Origin of the sequence: Enterococcus sp. DIV1307a, assembly GCF_050537425.1 — a bacterium.
GTDB classification, from domain to species: domain Bacteria; phylum Bacillota; class Bacilli; order Lactobacillales; family Enterococcaceae; genus Enterococcus; species Enterococcus faecalis.
On record NZ_CP172914.1, the window covers coordinates 1,194,427 to 1,215,861 of the forward strand.

Below are 21,435 nucleotides of genomic sequence, written 5' to 3' on the forward strand. Positions count from 1 at the left end.
TAATGCCAAAGTGCATAAAGAATTTAACGAGAAGAGGTGAGGCAAGTGCCTTCATTTAAACAATTTCAATTTCAACCTTTTATCAACGAAGCACTCGCAGAAAAAGGGTTTGAAGAACCAACAGAAGTCCAAGAAAAATTAATCCCAATCATTAAGAAAGGGAAAAGTGTCATTGGACAATCGCAAACAGGAAGTGGAAAGACGCATACTTTTTTACTTCCATTAATGGATAAAGTTAAGCCAACTATCGACGAAGTACAAATTGTGATTACTGCGCCTAGTCGTGAATTAGCCAATCAAATTTATCAAGAAGCGCAGCAACTGGCTCGTTTCAGTCAACCAGAAATTCGCGTGTCAAATTTTGTTGGCGGAACAGATAAACAACGTCAATTAAATAAATTAAAGCATCAACAACCTCATGTGGTGATTGGTACACCAGGGCGGATTTTAGATATGATGAATGAACAAGCCTTGAAAGTGCATACGGCTTTTGCCTTTGTTGTCGATGAAGCAGACATGACATTAGATATGGGCTTTTTAGCAGAAGTCGATCAAATTGCTGGTCGTTTGCCAGAAAAATTACAAATGCTCGTTTTTTCTGCAACCATTCCAGAAAAATTACGACCATTTTTAAAAAAATATTTAGAAAATCCAGTGATTGAACATATCAAACCAAAAGCAGTTATTTCAGAAACAATTGACAATTGGTTGATTTCCACCAAAGGAAAAAACAGCAATCAAATAATTTATCAATTATTGACTATCGGGCATCCTTATTTAGCGATTGTTTTTGCAAATACTAAACAAAGAGTTGATGAAATCACCGATTACTTAAAAGATCAGGGCCTAAAAGTTGCCAAAATTCATGGAGACATTACACCACGCGAAAGAAAACGTGTGATGCGTCAAGTTCAAAATCTTGACTACCAATATGTGGTAGCTACTGATTTAGCCGCACGTGGGATTGATATTGAAGGGGTTTCACATGTCATCAATGCAGAAGTTCCACATGAATTGGACTTCTTTATCCATCGGGTTGGCCGCACAGGACGTAATGGATTGAATGGAACTGCCATAACATTATATTCACCAGCGGATGATGAAGCGATTACTCAGATTGAGCAGTTAGGTGTTTCTTTCAAACCAAAAGAAATTAAAAATGGTGAGATTGTAGAGACGTATGATCGCAATCGTCGAACAAAACGAGAAAAATCTCGAGAAGAATTAGACCCAACGTTAATTGGTTTAGTGAAAAAGAAAAAGAAAAAAATTAAACCAGGATACAAGAAAAAAATTAATTGGGCAATTGAAGACAGCAATAAGAAAAAACGTAAAATTGAACGTCGTCAAAAAGATCGTTCTGCTAGAAAAGCAAAAAAGAATTCTTCTAACTAAAAACGTTGTGGATTATAGAAAGTAAGGGACTAGAATCGTAAAGATTTTAGTCCCTTACTTTTTATATGATAAATATTTAAGTCACTTTTAAAATAACTCTTTTTTAAAAGTAGTTATCGTTAAAAGTAGAGAAAATTACCGATTAATTGTAAAGATTTTTGTCGAAAACATCAAAATGTTAGTGTTAAACATCAACATTTTGATGTTTTCTCGAGAAAAAAATAATAAAATTACAGAATTTTTGGCGTGTTTTAGCAAAAAGTAGGAAGTTTCGGCACTTTTTTTGTTAAAAAATCAGCTTTATTAGTTGATATTAAAGGAAATTCATTTTTTTTTACGGAGGATAAAAAAATTTTACACACAAAAAAAATCATTTTCTAATATAATATAAATAACCACCAAAATAAAGAATAAAGGAGCGAAGAGAGATGAAGATAAAAAGGTGTTTATTAACCAATCGATGGAGAAAACACGCGATTTGGTAACGTATTTTGATTGGTGCGTTCAGTTATTGGTAGCAGAAAGAGTTCTAGGAGGAAAGAAGAAATGAGAAGGATTTTGGTATTAACAAAGAACATTTTAGTTGAGCAAACATTTCAGCAGCAATTACAACATTTAAATTATGAAGTCTTTTGTACGAACTGCTGTGAAGAAACTATAGAACATGAGTTAACTTTTTTTAATTATTTTGATGCAATTGTATTAAGCGAAACACTATCTCAGAACGATTGCTTGAGATTATTAGGAAGTCTTTCATCGTTAGAGAAGCCGATTTATCGACGTTCACAATCGATGTGTAATAAACGTGAAGCGGAGATTTGGCAGGAAAGAGGTATTATCCGGTGGTTAGGCCTCAAAGATTCATTGGAAGATATTCGTGAAAAAATTGACACTGTCGATCAAAGTTTTGCCGAAGTCACAGCCGAGCTACTTGATGACCAAGTAAAAAAGATTCGCTTTACAAAAAACGAGCAACGCTTTTTAAAAATCTTGTATCAGCATGCCCACGAAGGGTTGGATCGTGATCAAATTTGTCGCTTGCTTTGGCAGAAAGAACCAGATGCTTCTACAAAATCGCAGCTGTCTTTCGTATGTAAACGAGTGAAACAAAAATTTAGTGATGCAGGTATGAACGAAGAGATTATTACAACCTCTTGGGGAAAAGGGTATCAAATAAATGAACAAATTTTGCCTTATTTAGAGCAAACGTTATTTGAAACAGCTCAGTAAGGAAAGATTCCTACGAAAACAATTGACTTTTTAGCAGATCTTTCTTATACTTTTGACTATAAGCTAAAGGATATGAGGAATCTTATTTTGATCACAGAAAGCCGTTCATTGCTGAGAGAAGGGCATCAGATAAATTTACTTGCTCCCTTTAGATGGACTTGATAGAAATATCAACGCGACTCTGCGTTATAGAGCTTAAGAGGTAATGATCCAACATCATTGCAATCAAGGTGGTACCGCGAGCAATCGTCCTTGACTGCAATGGTGTTTTTTGTGTTCACAATCTGCCACTTAAGAGGGTACAAAATATAAATAGTTAATTATTAATAGAAAGTAGGAAAATCAATGAAAGAATTAACAAGTAGTCAAGTTCGTCAAATGTATTTAGACTTCTTTAAGTCTAAAGGACATTCAGTAGAACCAAGTGCTTCTTTAGTACCAGTAAACGATCCAACATTATTATGGATTAACTCTGGTGTTGCAACCTTGAAAAAATATTTTGATGGCTCTGTTGTGCCAGAAAATCCAAGAATTACGAATGCTCAAAAATCTATTCGTACAAATGATATTGAGAATGTTGGGAAAACGGCTCGTCATCATACAATGTTTGAAATGTTAGGGAACTTCTCAATTGGAGATTATTTTAAAAATGAAGCGATTCACTGGGCTTGGGAATTTTTAACTGGTGCTGAATGGCTTGCTTTTGACCCAGAAAAATTATATGTGACTGTTTATCCGAAAGATACAGAAGCAAAACGCATTTGGCGTGATGAAGTTGGTTTATCTGAAGATCATATTATTGATGTAGAAGATAACTTCTGGGATATCGGTGCTGGTCCAAGTGGTCCGGATACGGAAATCTTTTATGATCGCGGCGAAGAATTTTTAGATATTCCAGAAGATGATCCAGAAAATTATCCTGGTGGCGAAAATGAACGCTATTTAGAAATTTGGAACTTAGTGTTCTCTGAATTTAACCATACACCAGAAGATACGTATGAACCATTACCACATAAAAACATTGATACGGGCATGGGCTTGGAACGTGTTGTATCTATCATTCAAGATGCACCAACAAATTTTGAAACTGATTTATTTATGCCAATCATTCATGCGGTAGAAGCTTTAGGAACCAACGTGAAATATGGAGATGCACCACAAACGGATGTTTCCTTTAAAGTGATTGCTGACCATATTCGTGCCTTATCCTTTGCAATTGGTGATGGTGCGCTTCCTTCAAATGAAGGTCGTGGCTATGTGTTACGTCGTTTATTACGTCGTGCGGTAATGCACGGGAAAAAATTAGGCATTAATGAAGCCTTTTTATACAAATTAGTGCCTGTTGTTGGCGAAATCATGGTAAGCTACTATCCAGAAGTATTACAACAAAAAGACTTCATCGAAAAAGTGGTTCGGACAGAGGAAGAACGTTTCCATGAAACCATCAATGAAGGTTTAAGCATGTTAAATGAGGTTATTAAAGAAGTTAAAGATGCAAAAGGCGATACATTAGATGGAAAAATTATCTTCAAACTTTATGATACTTTTGGCTTCCCAGTAGAATTAACGGAAGAAGTTGCAGAAGATGAAGGCTTGAAAGTCGATCATGCTGGGTTTGAAACAGAAATGGAAGCACAGCGTGAACGCGCTCGTTCTGCCCGCAGTAAAGAAACTTCAATGGGTGTTCAATCTGCTTTATTAACAGATATTAAAGTAGAAAGTAAATTTGTTGGCTATACAGAATTAACACATGATAGTGAATTATTTGTTATTATTCAAGGTGACGCACTAGTAAATGAAGCATCTGCAGGAACAGCCGAATTAATTTTTGCTGAAACACCATTTTATGCTGAAATGGGTGGACAAATTGCTGACCGCGGCTATGTAAAAAATACCGCAGGGGAAGTCGTTGCCAACGTGGTGGATGTGAAAAAAGCACCAAACGGTCAATTTTTACACAAAGTAGAAGTTTTGGCGCCATTAGCAGAAGGTCAAATTTATCAATTGCAAGTGGACGAACGGATGCGGACACGTATTTTGAAAAACCATACGGCAACCCATTTATTGCATCGTGCTTTAAAAGATGTGTTAGGGGAGCATGCCAACCAAGCAGGCTCATTAGTTGCACCAGGACATCTACGTTTTGACTTTACTCATTTTGGGCAAGTTACATCAGAAGAACTAGCGCGGATGGAAGCCATCGTTAACGAAAAAATCTGGGAAGCTATTCCTGTTGTCACAATTGAAACAGATATTGATACAGCGAAAAACATGGGCGCAATGGCGTTATTTGGCGAAAAATATGGCAAAGAAGTCCGTGTAGTTAATATTGGGGATTACTCTATCGAATTATGTGGTGGAACACACGTTGCTAATACAGAAGATATCGGGATTTTCAAAATTGTTTCTGAATCTGGGATTGGTGCAGGAGTACGCCGTATTGAAGCAGTGACGAGTAAAGAAGCGTATCAACTTTTACAAGAAGAAGAACGTCAATTGAAAGAGATTGCTACATTAGTTAAATCACCTCAATTAAAAGAAGTGGTTACGAAAACAGAGCAATTGCAACAACAATTACGTGATCTACAAAAAGAAAACGAACAATTGGCAGGCAAATTAGCGAACCAACAAGCTGGTGACATTTTTAAAGATGTCAAAGACGTCAACGGTGTTCGTTATATTGCCGCTCAAGTCAATGTTAAAGACATGAATCAATTACGCCAATTGGCCGACCAATGGAAACAAAAAGAATTGTCTGATGTACTAGTTCTAGCAACTGCACAAGATGAAAAAGTAAGCTTGTTAGCGGCTATGACAAAAGACATGAACGGAAAAGGCCTAAAAGCCGGTGACTTAATCAAAGCAATTGCGCCAAAAGTTGGCGGTGGCGGCGGTGGTCGTCCTGATATGGCTCAAGCTGGTGGGAAAAATCCAGCAGGGATTGCGGATGCCTTAGCAGAAGTTGAAAACTGGTTGGCAAATGCCTAATTAAAAATGTTTTCCCTATTATTAATATAAGGAGAATGCTCTTTATAGCAATAATGACAGCCCTCTTCAAAGTTATGAAATTGATTTTGAAGGGGGTTCTTTTTTTTAAATGATTAAGGAGAGAAAACAGTAGATTGCACGAATGTGTAAGTTTTCATCTTCAATTGACAATGGTATAATAAGCAACGGAGGAATCAAAAATATGAATGAAAATCAATTATCAAAACGTCTCGCAACGGTTGGTGATTTAATCCCTAGAGGAAGTCGCTTAGCAGACATTGGTTCAGACCATGCTTATTTACCAGTTGCTTTAATGTTAGAAAATAAACTGTCTTTTGCTGTGGCTGGGGAAGTGGTGGAAGGCCCCTATCAATCTGCCAAAACCCAAGTCAGTAAATCCAATTTGACGGATAAAATTATCGTACGTTTAGCGAACGGGCTAGATGCAATTGAACCTGAAGATCAAATAGACGTCATTAGTATTTGTGGAATGGGCGGCACATTAATCCGAGATATTTTAGAAGCTGGACGCAAAAAAAATCGTTTAACAGGGAAGGAACGCCTTGTTTTACAACCGAATATTGGTGAACCAACTTTACGCCGCTGGTTAATGGCAAACGAGTACAGTATTATTGATGAAACAATCGTGGAAGAAAACCGTAAGTTGTATGAAATTATCGTAGCCGAAAAAACAGAGAAATCCGTTTCTTATACGGACCAAGAATTACTATTTGGGCCAGTTTTAATTAAAAAACAAGGACCGGTTTTTACTAAAAAATGGCAACGAGAATTAAAACAGCGCAAAACTGTTCTTACACAACTAGCAAAAGCAAGTGGAGAACATATTGAAAAACAAGCGAAACTACAGCAAGACCAACAATTAATTGAGGAGGTGCTGGCCAATGGCTGTGAACGGTAAGACATTGATTCGCCGCTTCAATGACTATTGTCCCGAATGGTTAGCAGAAACGGGAGATCCTGTGGGCTTGCACATTGGTACGTTAGATAAACCAATTGAAAATGTGATGGTTACCTTAGATGTTCGTCCTGAGGTCGTTGCAGAAGCAATTGAGAAGCAGGTTGATTTAATTATTGCGAAACACCCACCTATTTTCCGCCCAGTTAAGCGATTAACCACAGATAATTTTCAAGAAAAAATGTACGCTGATTTATTAAAACACGATATTGCTGTTTATGCAGCGCATACTAACATGGATATTATTGACAATGGGCTAAATGATTGGTTTTGTGAATTATTGGGAATTAAACAGACCACCTTTTTAACTAAAACACATACTGTTCCTTATAAAAAATTAGCCGTTTTTGTGCCAATTGATGAAGCTCCGCAAATGAGAGAAGCTTTAGGTCTAGCTGGCGCCGGGTCTCAAGGTGATTATTCTAAAACAAGTTACTCTTTAATTGGAACAGGACGTTTTACACCAACACAAGGAGCAAATCCCACGATTGGCGAAATTGGTCAAGAAAGTGTCGTCCAAGAAGCAAAAATCGAAGTGATTTTCCCTGAAACTAAGCAGGAACAAGTTCTTGCAGCTATGTTACAAGCGCATCCTTATGAAGAACCGGCGTATGATGTTTATACCATTGAAAATCAATCAAAAGAATTTGGTTTAGGTCGGGTTGGAGTATTAGACAAGCCTGTGAGACTCTATGATTTTGTACAGCAAGTCAAGGAAGCTTTCCAATTGGATGGCTTGCGGGTCATTGCAAAAGATGACACTAAAATGATTCAACGGGTAGCCATTTGTGGTGGAAGTGGTGAAAAATTCTATCATGATGCATTACGTAAACAAGCCGATGTCTATATTACTGGTGATGTGTATTATCATACGGCACATGACATGATTGCTGAAGATTTACCAGTCATCGATCCTGGTCATTACATTGAAGCGCTTTGTAAGCCAAAACTTGTGGAATTAATGAATCAATGGAAACAAGAAAATGAGTGGGCTGTATCCATTTTTGAATCAGAAGCGAATACCAACCCATTTCGTTTTAAATAAAAAAATGAAGATTAAAGGAGTGTTCTTTTATGTATGAAAATTTATTACCTCGTTTTTTACGCTATGTGAAAACAGAAACACGCTCAGATGCAACAAGCACAACGACACCATCAACACAAACGCAAGTAGCCTTTGCACAAACCTTAAAAAAAGAATTAGAAGAATTAGGGATGAGCGATGTTATTTATAACGAAACAAATGGTTTTGTGATTGCTACGTTACCTAGTAACGTGGAGAAAGACGTTCGTTCAATCGGCTTTATTGCTCATATGGATACCGCTGATTTTAATGCAGTGAATGTTTCTCCGCAAATTGTTGAGAACTATGACGGAGAATCAACGATTCCTTTAGATAAAGAAGGCAAATTCACTTTAAATACGAAAGACTTTCCTAACTTAAAAAATTATCGTGGTGAAACACTTATCACAACCGATGGTACCACTTTATTAGGGGCTGATGATAAATCAGGTATTGCGGAAATAATGACAGCCATGGAATATTTAATTAATCACCCAGAAGTTAAACATGGCACCATTCGTGTGGCTTTCGGTCCTGACGAAGAAATTGGTGTAGGTGCCGACAAATTTGATGTCGCTCAATTTAACGTGGATTTTGCTTATACAATGGATGGCGGACCGGTAGGTGAATTACAATTTGAAACGTTTAATGCGGCGCAAGCAGAAATTACAATTCAAGGGAAAAACGTTCATCCAGGAACAGCCAAAAATACAATGATTAATGCGTTACAATTAGGAATTGATTTCCATAATGCCTTACCTGCTGACGAAGTTCCAGAAAAAACAGCAGGTGAAGAAGGCTTTTATCATTTAGCAGCGTTTGCTGGAACGCCAGAAGAAGCTACAATGACGTATATTATTCGCGATCACAATCGCGAGATTTTTGAAGCACGTAAAGCTAAAATTAAAGAAATTCAGCAAACATTGAATGCACCATTTGATGAAGAACGAATCAAAGTTGATTTATTTGATCAATACTATAATATGCGAGAAGTGATTGAAAAAGATATGTCCATTGTCGAAATTGCTAAACAAGCAATGGAAGAATTGTCAATTCAACCAATTATTGAACCAGTTCGCGGTGGAACGGATGGCTCAAAAATTTCTTATTTAGGGATTCCAACACCAAATATCTTTGCTGGTGGCGAAAATATGCATGGCCGTTTTGAATTTGTTTCATTACAAGCCATGGAAAAAGCGACCAATGTGATTATTAAAATTGCTGAATTAAATGCAAAATAAATGAGGCACTCAATAGGAAAGTAAGAAAACGGGCAACCGAGAACTTACTTTCCTGTTGTAGTTTCATGAGTCATTGAAAATTTTTTTGCAATTAGAATCAGAACAAGGTATCCTAGTACAGTAACTAGTTAGGAGGCCAGAAAGGATGCTTCAGTGGATAGTAATCATTTATTTCCTCGTCATTAATTTAGTATTGTTTAGTATGATGGGTTATGATAAAAAACAAGCAAAACGTGGGAACTGGCGTATTCCAGAACGCCGCTTATTGACGATAGGACTTGTCGGTGGCGGTCTAGGTGGGCTAATGGGACAAAAGAAATTTCATCATAAAACCCAAAAACCAGTTTTTGCATTGTGTTATTCAATTGGCGTAATCGCGATGATTAGTTGCATCTATCTAACGTTTAAGTAAGAACAAAAAAGGAGAAGCGATGAAAGGAAAAGTAAAAATTGGCTTAAATATGTTGTTAATGATTATCGTTTTAGGCGTAATCTTTTATGTCATGGATAATTCATTAAGTGATATTTTTGCTCAACTGATGGAAACGAGTTGGCTGGTGCTGATTGCTGTTATTTTTTTTGGTGTAGTTTATCAATTTGCAGAAGGGCGCTCAATCAAGGAAATAGCTCGTTATTTTAACAAAGACTTTACGACAGTGGATGGTTTTTTTACTTCTTGTTATGTAGCATTTTATCGGATTATTTCGTTTGGCACGGGAACCTTGCTTTCAGAAATTTATTTTTATAAGAAAAAGGGAATTCCTGTTTCTAAAAGTGTGGGGATAACGGCATTACATATGATTATGTACAAAGCAGCCGTGATTTTTTTAGCAATTATTGGTTTGATTATTCAATTTTCCCTGTTTTATGAAAATGCGCCTAAGATGATTCCATTCATTTTAGCAGGTGTTATTTTAACATTAGTAATAATTGCAGCATTACTTATTTTATCTAGTAGCTTAAAGTTGCAAGTTTTATTGGTTAAGTTTGCCAATCGTTGGTTTAAACGACCAAAACTAAGAGATTGGGTGGATAATTGTAATTTACAAATCTATTCCTTGCGTGCGGCTGTCCAAACAATTACACAAGATCGCTCAGCGTTGCTTCGAATCTTTTCATGGAATGTATTTAAATTATTATTTTGGTACATTATTCCTTACATTGTTTTAGTAGAAAATCACCCGAATATTGATTTATTATTAGTGATGTCCTTTACTAGTTTTGCTGTTATTCTTTCAGGAGTTATTCCAACACCTGCTGGCATTGGTCCATTTGAATTTGTTTACTTATTGTTGTTTAAACCATTGGTCGGCAATGTTGATGCTGTAGCATCTGTTTTACTGTATCGATTTGGTAGCTTTGTGTTACCCTTTTTGATTGGCTTGGTTTATGTCGCCATTGAGAAACGAAAATCATTACGCATTGAGATTGAAGAAATAAAACGTCAAACAGATGAATAAGTTAGAACGAGAAAAAGAGCGACTCTTTTTCTCGTTCTTTTTTTTTAAAAGGAATTGACTTGTACGAGGGATGTCTTATAATAGACTTAATACATGACTAAAAAATATTTTTTTGAACTAATAAAAATTATGGTAAAGGGGTGGCGAAAATTATTGCTGATTGTACAGCAGTGCTGTTATGCGGCGGGAAAAGTTCACGGATGGGATTTGATAAAGCATTATTGAAAATTCAAGGGCAATACGTGATCTTGCAAACAGCTGAAAAGTTAATGGAACTGTTCGAAGAGGTTATTTTAGTAACGAATGATAGTCAAAAATTTCCTAAGGCGTTTAGAAAATGCACAATCATTCAAGATATGTATCTTGGAAAGGGGCCATTAGGTGGGATTGTGACAGCAATGAACTATACTCAGAGAGCTGAAGTGTTTGTAATTGCCTGTGACATACCAACTTTTTCTCCTAAACTTGTGTATCAGTTAGCCTCTAAGCGTGGACAAAATCAAGTAACAATCTTTGACTTTGAAGGTCGTCAAGAACCATTATTTGGCTTTTATCGATGTTCTTGTTTACCAACATTTCAAAAACAACTTGCGCAAAATAACTATCAGATTCGGCAAGAATTTGAGCATCTATCTGTAAAAACGGTGCAACTATCAAAAGAGAATCAACTTAAAAATGTCAATCGAAAAGAAGAATTGTCTCAGTGGTATCGATAAAAAGGAGGAATCGTAATGGATTTTTTCAGTAGTGAAGAAATAGTTGCAAGCTTAGGTGATAAGGCAAAAATGAAAGGGAAATTATCGTTTGTTCGACTCTGTATTTTAGGCATCATGGCTGGTTTTTGTATTGCACTGGGTTACTTGGCGTTTATTCGTATCACTGGAACCGCCCCCACAGAATGGGGAAGTTTTAACAACTTTCTGGGTGGAGCTTTATTTCCAGTTGGATTGATAGCGCTTACTTTTGTTGGTGGTGAGTTAGCAACAGGCAATATGATGGTAATGACATTAGGCGTATTACAGAAAAAGGTTCGAGTGGGCACTCTTTGTTATAACTGGCTAGTTGTTTTATTGACCAATTGTCTAGGCGGATTTCTTGTGGCGTATTTATTTGGCCATATTGTTGGGTTAACTGAAGGTGCGTTTCTGGATAAAACAGTCGCAGTTGCTCAGGCGAAAATTGCTGATCCACCGATAGTTGCTTTTGTTTCAGGGATTGGCTGTAATATTTTTGTTTGTTTAGCGGTTTATCTCGGAGCGTTGGCAAAATCATATTTAGGTAAAATGTTTGGCTTATGGTTTCCTGTCATGGTTTTCGTTGTTTGTGGGTTTCAACACGTGGTCGCCAATGCATTTATTATTCCAGCGGCAATTTTTTCACAAAGTACCACAATCAGTTGGTGGGATTATTTGCAGAATACATTATGGGTATTTTTAGGCAATGCAGTAGGGGGCAGTCTTTTTATGGCCGTACCATTGATCTTTATGACAAAACCAGCAACTGTCAAACCAAGAGTTGAGAAAACGATTCAGACGGAGGAGCTCTATGGCAATTGAGGTACCAAACATGATTCAAATTGGATCTACTGGTCGGAATAGTGGCAAAACGACATTAGCCGAAGCTCTTATTAAACAGTACCAAGAAGTCTATCCAATTTATGGCTTGAAGATTATTACGATTAGTGGTCAACGAGGGGTGTGTCAACGAGGCACAAAAGGATGCGGAATTTGTACCAGTATTACAGCTGGTTATGAATTAGTAGAAGAGCAAGAGACGATTGGCAATAAAGATACCATGAAATTATTAGCTGCAGGCTGTCAAAAAGTTTTTCTATTGAAAGTTTTTCAAGAAAATTTGGCGGAAGCCATTCAGCAATTTCTGAAAGCTGTGCCGGCCCAAGCATTAATCATTTGTGAATCAAATTCATTACGTAATGTTGTGCAGCCAGGACTATTTCTTATGATGAATAACCAGAATCGCCAAAAAGAATCAGCAAAAAAAGTCATAGATAAAGCCGATTTTTGTTTACTATCTGCTGAAATACCAAAAGAATTGCGTATCTATTATCAAGGAGAACAACTTCAAGTTTCACTAAAAAGGGGGAATAAAAAGGAATGTGTGCATTAAGCTTAATTGAAAAAGAAGCGATTATTCTAGAAAACGATGCTGATCCACAACGAATTTTAAATATTTTAATTGAATTACAATTTGCTTCAGAAGAAGGGTATATCGATCAGGAGACAGCTCAATTAGTTGCAGAGCATCTACATTTAACGGAAGCGCGAGTCTATGAAATCGTCAGTTTTTATGCCATTTTAAAGACGGAACCGCAAGCGAAGTATGTCTTGAAGATTTGTAACAGCACACCGTGTCATTATACTGGTGGGGCGATGGTTGCCGAAGTTTTAGAAACCATTTTAGAAGTGCCAGAGAATCAGCCGACACCAGATGGCTTATTTATGTATCACAGTATTCCTTGTATCGGGGCTTGTGATTTAGGTCCAGTAATTAAAATTAAGGACACCGTTTTTAGTCAACTAACAGAAGAGAAAATTTATCAATTAATTCAACATTTACAAAATGATTGCTATGAAGGACTGTAGGAGGTGAGTCAATGCTTAAGAGAAACCAACCAATGTTATTAGAGAGAATGGGAAAAATGCAATCTGCGACCGATGTTGCTGAATATTGTAAATACGATGGATTTGATGGTTTAAAAAGAGCAATTTCACTATCGGATGAAGAAATTTTAAACGAACTGGATGTTGCTCACTTAAGAGGTCGCGGTGGAGCAGCCTATCCTTTAGGAAAAAAATGGCGCCATCTTTATCATGCAAAAGGAACCACAAAGTACATTGTTTGTAATGCTGATGAAGGCGAACCAGGGACCTTTAAGGATAAAGTACTTTTGTCTGAAGATCCATTGAGTGTGATTGAAGGAATGATCATTGCTGGCTATTTATTTTCAGCAAAAGCTGGTTATATTTATATGCGAGGAGAATATCGCAGAATCCAAAAAACATTTCAAGAAGCACTCGATAATGTACGACAAGCTGGCTTTTTAGGGGAAAACATTTTAGGAATTGAAGGATTCAATTATGATATTACGATTATTTCTGGTGCTGGCGCCTATATTTGTGGGGAAAATTCAGCACTTTTAAATTCAATTGAAGGAAAAACGGGGCGGCCGCGTGTCAAACCACCACACTTAGCAGATGTTGGTTTATATTTGCAACCAACATTAGTGAATAATGTTGAATCATTTGCAAGTGTTCCCGTAATTTTACGAGAAGGTGGACAAGCCTTTTTAGAGATGGGTACTGCCGATGGTGGCGGCACAAAGCTAATTTGTTTGTCTGGACATATTAAAAATCGGGGCTTATACGAGGTGAACCTTGGAACACCATTAGAAGAAATAATTTATGGCGAGCAATACGGCGGAGGCTCTGCAACTGGTCGATCATTAAAATTTATTCACTTCGGTGGACAATCCGGTCCAATTGGTGCTGTCGCAACGTTAAGGGATTGTTTGTATTCCTACGAAGATTTATGGGCCCATGACTTATCTGTCGGCTCTGGTGCAATTGTAGTAATGGATGATTCAGTCAATGTTGTGGACTATTTAGTACACGTGGCAGCCTTTTTTGCTCATGAGTCCTGTGGTAAATGCACCCCTTGTCGATTGGGAACAACTAGGATTTTTGAATTATTGAGTAAATTCAATCGGAACGAGGCAACAGCTAGTGATTTGCCGCGATTGGAAAAGATGCTCACGCATGTCACGCGATTATCAGCTTGTGGTTTGGGCCAATCCGTCGCAAATCCAATGAAGAGTGCATTGGCTTTGTTTCCAGAAGAATTTGAAACGACTGCTGAAACAGAAATCTATGCCACCAGCAAAGGAGGTTGGTAAAAATGAAAACTAAGTTGCATACGCAAACAGTTACGTTGTCTATTGATAACCAAGAAGTAACTGTGCCTAAAGGGACTACTATTCTCGAAGCAGCGAAAGGGCTAGGTGTTGAAATTCCAACGCTCTGTCATTTAAAGGAATTAGCACCTGATGGTTCTTGTCGGATGTGCGTGGTTGAGGTGGAAGGCGGCCGACGTGGTGGCTTAACAACTGCTTGTACGGCACATTGTCAAGAGGACATGGTTGTGTCAACACATTCTGAAAAAGTTGCTGATTCCAGACGTTTTATTCTTGATTTATTATTGAGTAATCATAAATTAGAATGTTTTTCTTGTGGAAAAAACGGAGATTGTCAATTACAACAGTATGCGCTAGATTATGGGATTGATGCCACTAGCTTTACCGAGGGGAAAAGAATGCCTTGCCACCAAGAAGATACCAGTAATCCATTTTTCTCTTATGATCCAGAAAAGTGTATCATGTGTCGTCGTTGTGCCCGTGTCTGTCAATTGCGGCAGGGAAGAGATGTACTTAGTATTGCTAATCGTGGCTTTGAAACAAAAATGATGCCGAGTTATGGGCAGGCGTTTGATCAATCTATCTGTGAATCATGTGGCAATTGTGTCTCTTCCTGTCCTACAGGAGCGTTAACAGCAAAAGATACAAAAGAGTACCGCAAATGGGAAACCCAGAAAATTCCTACAACTTGTCCGCATTGTGGGACAGGCTGTCAGATGAATTTACTCGTTAAAAATAATCGTTTGGTGGGTGTTGAACCCCTGGATGGACCAGCTAATAAAAATTTACTTTGTGTGAAAGGAAAATTTGCTTCATATAAATTTGTTGGGTCAGGAGATCGCTTAACGGAGCCATTAATTAAACGGAATGGCATTTTTGAACCTGCTTCTTGGGAAGAAGCCTTAACGCTTGTTTCGTCAAAATTTAACGAAATTAAAGCAGAAAACGGTCCGGATGCTCTTGCTGGTTTTTCGTGCTCTAGAGCGACAAATGAAGATAATTATGTCTTTCAAAAAATGGTGCGTGCTGCTTTTGGTACCAATAATGTTGATAACTGTGCCCGTGTTTGTCATTCGGCTTCGGTCCATGGTTTAGCCCAAACCTTAGGCTCTGGTGCGATGACTAATCCTATTGCTGATATCACTGAAGATGTCGACATGATTTTATTAGTAGGTTCCAATCCAGAAGAAGCTCATCCAGTTATTGGTGCGCAAATTCGCCAAGCCATCCAAAGAGGAACGCAAGTTGTTGTTGTTGATCCGCGGAAAATTAACTTAGTGAAGGATAGTGCACTGCATTTACAAGTTCAGGCGGGAACGAATGTCGCATTTGCTAATGGCATGATGCATGTGATTTTGAAAGAAGGTTTAGCAGATCGCCATTTTATTGAAGAACGGACAGAAGGATTTTTAGATTTAGAAAAAATGGTGGCTGATTATACGCCGGAAAAAGTCGCAGAAATTTGTCATATTCATCCAGAAGATTTAATTCAAGCAGCACGCATGTATGCAAAAGCAGAGAAAGCACCAATCATTTATTGTTTAGGCGTAACGGAACATTCGACAGGAACTGAGGGTGTTATGAGTATGTCTAATTTGGCAATGTTGGTTGGTAAAGTTGGAAAACCAGGCTGTGGTGTCAATCCTTTGCGAGGTCAAAATAATGTTCAAGGTGCTTGCGATATGGGCTGTATGCCTTATGATTTCCCAGGCTATCAAAAAGTCAATAATCCAGAAGTGATCGACAAATTTGAAAAAGCTTGGCATGTGCCGTTAAATCGAAACACAGGTTTAACTTCTACTAAAGTCTTACCAGCAGCAACGGCAGGAAGCGTCAAAGGCCTTTATATTTTTGGAGAAGATCCAATTGTTACGGATCCAGACACAGGACATGTTCGTCAAGCTTTAGAAAGTTTAGACTTTTTAGTTGTTCAAGAATTATTTATGACCGAAACGGCTGCTTATGCAGATGTCGTTTTACCAGGCATCAGTTATGCAGAAAAAGACGGGACATTTACAAATACAGAACGGCGCGTGCAAAGAGTCCGTAAAGCTGTTGAACCAAGAGGACAAGCGCGAGAAGACTATGAAATTTTTTGTGAAGTCATGACACGAATGGGCTATCCTTGTGCGTATGAATCTGCAAAAGAAATTATGGAAGAAATTTCAGCTGTGACGCCTTCGTTTGGTGGAATTAATTATGAACGATTAGAGAAGGAGAGCTTACAATGGCCTTGTCGTAGCTTGACAGATCCAGGTACGCCGATTATGCATGTGGGCAGTTTTGCTCGTGGGAAAGGTTTATTTAAAGCAATTCCGTATAAGCAAGCACAAGAATTACCAGATGAAGAGTACCCGTATTTAATGTCGACAGGCCGAATGCTTTACCATTACAATACCCGAGCAATGACAGGACGAACGGAAGGGATTAACCAAATAGCGAATCACTCTTATATTGAGATAAATGCAGTCGATGCACAAGCTCTGGGAATCCAAGAAGGTGACAAAGTGGAAGTTCATTCTCGACGTGGCAAAATCGAAACCTATGCGGCTGTCGGAAATCGAGTATTTCCGCAAGAAGTCTTTATGACATTCCACTTTCCAGATGGGAATGTTAACGAAATCACCAATGCTGTATTTGATGATATCGCCACAATTCCTGAATATAAAGTTTGTGCCGTTGCGATTAAACCAGTGAATAAATAAAAAAGGATGGTTAAAACATGATCGAGTTGGAAGAAGCACGAGAGAAAATGACCCAACATATGAAGAGTCAATGTGAAACAGAAGAAGTGGCGCTGCTTGATTCCTTGGGACGGATTAGCGGAGAAACCATTTTTGCAGAGACAGCGATTCCTCATTTTCCTCGTGCCGGGATGGATGGGTATGCCGTTCGGGCAGTAGAAACACGAGGTGCGACTGCTGAAAGCCCAAGTTGTTTAAAAGTCGTCGGTTCTTTAGTGGCAGGGGATTCCATGTTTTATTGTAATCAGACGAATAACTGTGCGATTAAAATAACAACAGGTGCTTTTATTCCAACCGATTTTGATGCTGTAGTGCCACAAGAATGGACGGATTTTGGGCAAGACCATGTTAAAATTTTTCGCTCTGTCACTGCGGGCCAAAACTATGCGGAAATTGGAGAAGATATTGCTTTTCAGCAAAAAATTTTAGCAAAACATCAACAGATTAATAGTCGCATGATTGGTTTGTTGGCAATGCAAGGGATTGATAAAGTTGTTGTTTTGAAGCGCATGAAAGTGGGGATTTTAGCGACGGGTAGTGAGTTAGTTTCTTTGGAAGAACCACTGTCAGTTGGGAAAATTTATAATAGTAATCTCTACATGTTAGCAGCTTTTGTCAAAGCGAGTGGCAATGAAGTAATCCACCTAGACCATTGTTCAGATGACCCTGAAGAATTAGCGAAGAGGCTGATTGAGATTTCACCAAAACTTGATGTATTAATTACTTGTGGTGGTGTTTCGGTAGGTGAAAAGGACAATTTACCTTTAGCAATTAAACGTATCGGAGGAACAGAGTTGTTTCATTTTGTAAATATGAAACCTGGAACCCCAGTTATGGGAAGTCAATTTCAAGAAACACTCATTTTAAGCGTTTCAGGCAATCCGTTTGCGGCAATGGTTAATTTACATCTTTTTTACTGGACATTATTAGCTACTTTTTTTAATTGTGTCGAGTTAAATCTCAAGGAACGAACAGTAATTTTAGCGCATGAATTAGCCCCCAGTAGACTACGTCGATTTTACCGAGCGAAAGAAATAGATGGCAAAGTAAATTTAGTGACAAAAAGTCATCTTTCATCCAATTTATCAAATACTTTAGAAACAAATTGCCTACTAGAACAACCAGCTGGTGTACTACTCAAAAAAGGCGCGCTTGTAAAAGTCTATTATTGGCAAACTTGATGACAACCTGACCTAAGATTAGTATGAAAGTAAAAGCCTGGAACAAAAATCACTTTGGATTTTTGTTCCAGGCTTAAAAATTGATAAACGGAGGGAACAGAAGCAACACTACGCGTTGCTCCGATCTCAACAACTTCTAAGGTGTTTTCTCGACATGCGTCTCGTCACAGTACAGCCTTCAAAAGAGCTACAGCTCTAAGAGTTGCGATGTTTCACTGTGAAGCATGAACAGATGAAATCATCGTACCTACTTGGTGAAGGTCCTTCGGAAATAAGCCGAAATTGTTGAGAATCACGAAGAACGTAGTGATTCGATGATGAACAATACCTACTTCGCAGAGCTCCGATCTCATCAATCTCTAAGTGATAAATCACTAAGAATTGAAGGACTTGGTCTCCAAAAATTAAAGAACACCGGGTCCTTCAATTCTAGCATGTTCCATGCTTAGAAATTGATGCGAACGAAACGGAGTGTAGTGTATCATGCAACATCAACTCGTTCCTCGTTGTGTTTTATGACAATTTTCGGAAATTTCTTCTTATTGCTGAGAAACACTATTTGCAAAGCAAATAGATGTTGAACAGTACCTACTTGGTTCTCGGAGTTAAGCACTTCTGTCCCGACCTCTTATTACTTATCAAGTTTTAAGACTTAGACAAAAGTCTGGTCAGGCTAAGCGAATCACGTAATTTTTGTCGCTTAACATTTTTAACTTCGATTTCTCACTAAAAAAAATTATGGATGCCAGATTGTTTTTTTGATGCAAGAGTGATACACTTGAAAAAGAAGTATTGTGTAAACGTTAACAAATGTCAAATGTGAGGTGGAGAAATGGTTCAAAGTAAGGAATTTACGCACTTGAATACACAAGGAGAAGTGCACATGGTTGATATTTCGGAAAAAAATGACACTGAAAGAACAGCCCTCGCTTATGGAGAAATTCACATGTTGGAAGCGACAGCAGAAGCGATCCAGACCCAAATGATTAAAAAAGGTGAAGTATTACAGGTAGCAAGAGTAGCTGGGATTACCGCCGCAAAACGAACGTTTGAATGGATTCCTTTGTGTCATTTGGTTGCTTTGACAAAGTGTGAAATTCAGTTTGATTGGCGCAATCAAACTTGTTTAGAAGTACGTTGCTTTACAAAAACAGTGGGTTCAACTGGCGTTGAAATGGAAGCGCTAACAGGTGTGCAGGCAGCACTCTTAACAATTTATGACATGTGTAAAGCAATTGATCGAGGAATGACAATGACAAACATTGGTTTATTAGAGAAAAATGGTGGACGTAGTGGTCATTTCATTCGTTCTTCAATTAAATCAAAGGAAAGTGATGAGTGAACAGCATGAAAGATGCATTTAACCGTGAAATTGATTATGTTCGTTTGTCTTTAACAGATCGTTGTGACTTACGTTGCACGTATTGCATGCCAGCAACAGGTCTTTGCTTTTTAAAAAAAGAGCAGCTTCTAACAGATGATGAGATTATTTTTTTATTGAGGATATTAGCGAAAGAAGACATCAAAAAAGTTAAATTAACAGGTGGTGAACCGCTTGTTAGACCGAATTTACTCTCTTTAATTAAAAGGATAAAGCAAATCTCAGGCATCGAAAAAGTAACCTTAACGACTAATGGCATGAAGTTAGCTCGTGAGGCTCAAGGATTAAAAGAGGCGGGCTTGGACGGCATTAATATTAGCTTAGACACTTTGGATCCAGAAGAATTTCGTGAAATAACAAGAGTTGGTCAGTTAAGGAATGTTCTGGCGGGCTTAGAACAAGCGATTGATGTGGGATTACCTAATATCAAAATTAATACTGTAGCTAGGAAAGAGCTAAGTGAAGCAACAATTGTAGAACTGGCTGAAATCGCTAAGAAAGAGACTGTGCATCTTCGTTTCATTGAAATGATGCCAATTGGATTAGGGAAGGAGCATCCAGGTAAGCAACAAGAAGAAGTAGAAGCCATTTTAACCAAATATTATGGAACGTTACAACCATACCAAAAACCATTGGGCAATGGCCCTGCTAGTTATTACGCCTTAAAAGATTTTAAAGGGAAAATAGGTTTTATTAGTGCATTAGGGCATTGTTTTTGCGAGACGTGCAATCGAATCCGAATTACTGCAGACGGCCATTTAAAAACGTGCCTGCATTCTGCAGACGGCTACTCGTTAAAGGAAGCTTTAGCTATGGAACAAACAGCAGAATTGTTAGGGATTATCAAGAGTGGCATTGCCTGTAAGCCTGAAAAACATCTTTTCTTGGAACAACAAGGAGAACAACGATTTATGTCACAAATAGGAGGGTAAGTATGAAAACAGGAGAAATTATTGCAATAAATATTAGCCCGCGAAGAGGCACACAGAAAAAGGAAATTCCTGAAGTCAACTTAATTAAAGGTTTCGGATTAGAAAATGATGCGCACGGCGGTAATTGGCATCGACAAGTCAGTTTGTTATCTTTTGAAGAAATAACGGCTTTCAATGAAAAAGGAGCTCGGGTTGGCAATGGTGCTTTTGGGGAAAACATAATCGTCTCAGGGATTGATTTACGTCAATTACCTGTTGGAACGAAAATGAAAATAGGCGATTCCGAATTGGTGGTTACTCAAATTGGGAAAGAGTGCCATAAACACTGTCAGATTTACGCGCGAGTGGGCGATTGCATCATGCCTAGAGAAGGAATCTTTGCAGTTGTTGTGACAGAAGGTCATATTAAAAAAGGAGACCAGTTAGACGTTGTTTAAAGTTGGCATTGTAACATTAAGTGATCGTTGCTTTCAAGGACTTGCTGTCGACCAATCGGGGCCCTTGATTCGTGAACAGTTACCTGCGCTCTACCAGGTAACCAAACAAACCATTTTACCAGATGAAGAAAATCAATTAGTAGAGCTATTGCAAGAGTGGTCTAAGACCTGTGATTTGATTTTAACGACAGGCGGCACAGGGTTGAGTGAACGGGATCGGACCCCAGAAGCTACCTTACGTGTAGCAGAGCGAATCATTCCTGGGATCAGTGAGGGCTTGCGTCAACTTAGCTTGGAAAAAACACCATTTGCTATGTTAAGTCGAGGCGTTTCTGTTCAAAGAGGACGCACGCTCATTGTTAATTTGCCTGGTAGCCCGAAAAGTGTAACAGAACATTTGCATTTTTTGTTGCCTGTTTTGCCCCACGCTTTGGATTTAATCACAAATAAAAAAATCATACATGATGAGGAATAAA

General features: G+C 38.1%; 19 protein-coding genes. All 19 read left to right on the top strand.

Annotated elements, in window-relative coordinates:
• Nucleotides 1-36 precede the first annotated feature (36 nt).
• The 19 genes from IGL90_RS05840 (at nucleotide 37) to IGL90_RS05930 (ending at nucleotide 21,434) form a co-directional block, all read left to right on the top strand.
• Nucleotides 37-1,395 carry a DEAD/DEAH box helicase gene (locus tag IGL90_RS05840; RefSeq protein ID WP_002385937.1) on the top strand — a complete coding sequence of 453 codons (1,359 nt, stop codon included), beginning with the start codon at nucleotides 37-39 and terminating at the stop codon, nucleotides 1,393-1,395.
• A gap of 546 nt (nucleotides 1,396-1,941) precedes the next feature.
• The gene (locus IGL90_RS05845; RefSeq protein ID WP_002381934.1) at nucleotides 1,942-2,625 is read left to right on the top strand and encodes a helix-turn-helix domain-containing protein; all 684 of its coding nucleotides are present in this window, start codon (nucleotides 1,942-1,944) and stop codon (nucleotides 2,623-2,625) included.
• A 345-nt stretch (nucleotides 2,626-2,970) separates the two neighbouring features.
• Nucleotides 2,971-5,613, top strand: coding sequence for an alanine--tRNA ligase (gene alaS / locus IGL90_RS05850; protein ID WP_002366615.1), 2,643 nt, complete (start codon nucleotides 2,971-2,973; stop codon nucleotides 5,611-5,613).
• A 202-nt stretch (nucleotides 5,614-5,815) separates the two neighbouring features.
• Entirely contained in the window at nucleotides 5,816-6,532 is a 717-nt protein-coding gene (locus tag IGL90_RS05855) for a tRNA (adenine(22)-N(1))-methyltransferase (protein WP_048737705.1), read from the top strand.
• Nucleotides 6,516-7,634 carry a Nif3-like dinuclear metal center hexameric protein gene (locus tag IGL90_RS05860; RefSeq protein WP_048737702.1) on the top strand — a complete coding sequence of 373 codons (1,119 nt, stop codon included), beginning with the start codon at nucleotides 6,516-6,518 and terminating at the stop codon, nucleotides 7,632-7,634. Before IGL90_RS05855 ends, IGL90_RS05860 begins: the two co-directional genes overlap by 17 nt.
• Before the next feature lie 29 nt (nucleotides 7,635-7,663).
• On the top strand, nucleotides 7,664-8,893 hold the full coding sequence (gene pepT / locus IGL90_RS05865; protein ID WP_002374952.1) for a peptidase T: 1,230 nt from the start codon (nucleotides 7,664-7,666) through the stop codon (nucleotides 8,891-8,893).
• A gap of 145 nt (nucleotides 8,894-9,038) precedes the next feature.
• Nucleotides 9,039-9,305, top strand: a complete 267-nt coding sequence (locus IGL90_RS05870; RefSeq protein ID WP_002360427.1) for a DUF1294 domain-containing protein — start codon at nucleotides 9,039-9,041, stop codon at nucleotides 9,303-9,305.
• Between the two features lie 19 nt (nucleotides 9,306-9,324).
• Nucleotides 9,325-10,353 (top strand): lysylphosphatidylglycerol synthase transmembrane domain-containing protein, encoded by a 1,029-nt coding sequence (locus IGL90_RS05875; RefSeq protein WP_002360426.1) that lies wholly within the window; start codon nucleotides 9,325-9,327, stop codon nucleotides 10,351-10,353.
• Nucleotides 10,354-10,493: 140 nt separating this feature from the next.
• A complete protein-coding gene (gene mobA / locus IGL90_RS05880) occupies nucleotides 10,494-11,069 on the top strand; it encodes a molybdenum cofactor guanylyltransferase (protein ID WP_002374948.1) in 576 nt (191 codons plus the stop codon).
• 15 nt (nucleotides 11,070-11,084) lie between these two features.
• Entirely contained in the window at nucleotides 11,085-11,909 is an 825-nt protein-coding gene (locus IGL90_RS05885; protein WP_048737696.1) for a formate/nitrite transporter family protein, read from the top strand.
• On the top strand, nucleotides 11,899-12,480 hold the full coding sequence (locus tag IGL90_RS05890; protein ID WP_002363879.1) for a hypothetical protein: 582 nt from the start codon (nucleotides 11,899-11,901) through the stop codon (nucleotides 12,478-12,480). The genes IGL90_RS05885 and IGL90_RS05890 overlap by 11 nt, the downstream gene beginning before the upstream one ends.
• On the top strand, nucleotides 12,468-12,956 hold the full coding sequence (locus IGL90_RS05895; protein WP_002357722.1) for an NAD(P)H-dependent oxidoreductase subunit E: 489 nt from the start codon (nucleotides 12,468-12,470) through the stop codon (nucleotides 12,954-12,956). Before IGL90_RS05890 ends, IGL90_RS05895 begins: the two co-directional genes overlap by 13 nt.
• Before the next feature lie 11 nt (nucleotides 12,957-12,967).
• Complete coding sequence (locus tag IGL90_RS05900) at nucleotides 12,968-14,266, top strand: complex I 51 kDa subunit family protein (protein WP_048737694.1); 1,299 nt, start codon at nucleotides 12,968-12,970, stop codon at nucleotides 14,264-14,266.
• Nucleotides 14,267-14,268: 2 nt separating this feature from the next.
• Entirely contained in the window at nucleotides 14,269-16,989 is a 2,721-nt protein-coding gene (gene fdhF / locus IGL90_RS05905; protein ID WP_048737692.1) for a formate dehydrogenase subunit alpha, read from the top strand.
• Between the two features lie 17 nt (nucleotides 16,990-17,006).
• Nucleotides 17,007-18,209 carry a molybdopterin molybdotransferase MoeA gene (locus tag IGL90_RS05910; protein ID WP_002360421.1) on the top strand — a complete coding sequence of 401 codons (1,203 nt, stop codon included), beginning with the start codon at nucleotides 17,007-17,009 and terminating at the stop codon, nucleotides 18,207-18,209.
• 832 nt (nucleotides 18,210-19,041) lie between these two features.
• Nucleotides 19,042-19,551, top strand: coding sequence for a cyclic pyranopterin monophosphate synthase MoaC (gene moaC / locus IGL90_RS05915; protein ID WP_002366623.1), 510 nt, complete (start codon nucleotides 19,042-19,044; stop codon nucleotides 19,549-19,551).
• Complete coding sequence (moaA, locus tag IGL90_RS05920) at nucleotides 19,548-20,522, top strand: GTP 3',8-cyclase MoaA (protein WP_002371204.1); 975 nt, start codon at nucleotides 19,548-19,550, stop codon at nucleotides 20,520-20,522. Before moaC ends, moaA begins: the two co-directional genes overlap by 4 nt.
• 2 nt (nucleotides 20,523-20,524) lie before the next feature.
• Nucleotides 20,525-20,959, top strand: coding sequence for an MOSC domain-containing protein (locus tag IGL90_RS05925; protein ID WP_002357714.1), 435 nt, complete (start codon nucleotides 20,525-20,527; stop codon nucleotides 20,957-20,959).
• Complete coding sequence (locus IGL90_RS05930; RefSeq protein ID WP_002361756.1) at nucleotides 20,952-21,434, top strand: MogA/MoaB family molybdenum cofactor biosynthesis protein; 483 nt, start codon at nucleotides 20,952-20,954, stop codon at nucleotides 21,432-21,434. Before IGL90_RS05925 ends, IGL90_RS05930 begins: the two co-directional genes overlap by 8 nt.
• The last annotated feature ends 1 nt before the right edge of the window (nucleotide 21,435 follow it).